At 62.4% G+C, this 820-nt stretch carries 2 protein-coding genes; one reads left to right on the top strand and one right to left on the bottom strand.

Features of this window, described 5'->3' with window-relative positions; all coding sequences use genetic code 11:
* The coding region (locus EN742_RS36420) for a sulfotransferase family protein (RefSeq protein ID WP_128333958.1) at positions 1-459 on the top strand (459 nt) is incomplete at its 5' end.
* 76 nt (positions 460-535) lie between these two features.
* On the opposite strand, the gene EN742_RS36415 is transcribed toward EN742_RS36420, so the two are convergent.
* Positions 536-820: hypothetical protein (locus EN742_RS36415; RefSeq protein WP_210214516.1), on the bottom strand; the 285-nt coding region annotated here is incomplete at its 5' end.

Here is an 820-nt window from a genome sequence, read left to right as displayed (position 1 = left end):
CTGGCGAAAGGGGCGGCGCCGGACTGGAAAGAACTGTTCTCGGGCTACAATTCCTGCATGGACTGGCCGTCGGCGCACTATTGGCCAGAGCTGATCAAGGCCTATCCGGACGCCCGCGTCATCCTCACCTGGCGCTCGCCGGAAAGCTGGTGGGAAAGTTTCGAAAAGACCATCCTGGCCGGCATCGGCCAGATCGAGGACCAGGACGCGCTCGGCCTTACCCTGATCGCCAGGCAGGTGTTCGGCGGCCGTCCGCACGACCGGGCGCATGCGATCGCCGTCTACGAAGCCAATGTCGAGGCAGTGATGGCGGCCGTACCGCGCGAGCGGCTGCTGGTCCACCGGCTGGGCGACGGCTGGCAACCGCTCTGCGCCCATCTCGGCGTTCCGGTGCCCGACCAGGCCTATCCCAACCGCAACAACACGAAGGAATTCCGTTCGGCGTTTTCGCTGAAATAGGCACCGAACTCTTCAGGCGATGGCGAGATCGACGTCAATTCCGGACGGAAAACCGCTGCACTTTCCCGGAATTGCTCTAATGCGCAGTTCCCGCGACCTTTCGCCAGCGAGACCTGACCGCCTCCAGCAGTTCGCGCTCGCCGGTGTGGGCATTTCGAAAAATGGCCACAACCATTTCCGCCAGAATTTCGGTATCCGGCCCCAAAGGGTCGAGATGTTCATCCACGCAAACCTGATCGAACACGCGTTCGCAAATGGCCAGATCGTGCGGGCAGAAGCAGGTGTGATTGAAGCGCCGACGGGGCATTTGAGCGAACCTTTCAGGGCCCGCCGCCCGTGCTTGCGGCGGGCTTTTACTGAG

The organism is Mesorhizobium sp. M4A.F.Ca.ET.020.02.1.1 (genome assembly GCF_004022645.1).
Lineage (GTDB): Bacteria > Pseudomonadota > Alphaproteobacteria > Rhizobiales > Rhizobiaceae > Mesorhizobium.
The sequence above is the reverse complement of the archived record's forward strand: the minus strand, read 5'-3'. Positions and strand labels throughout refer to the sequence as shown.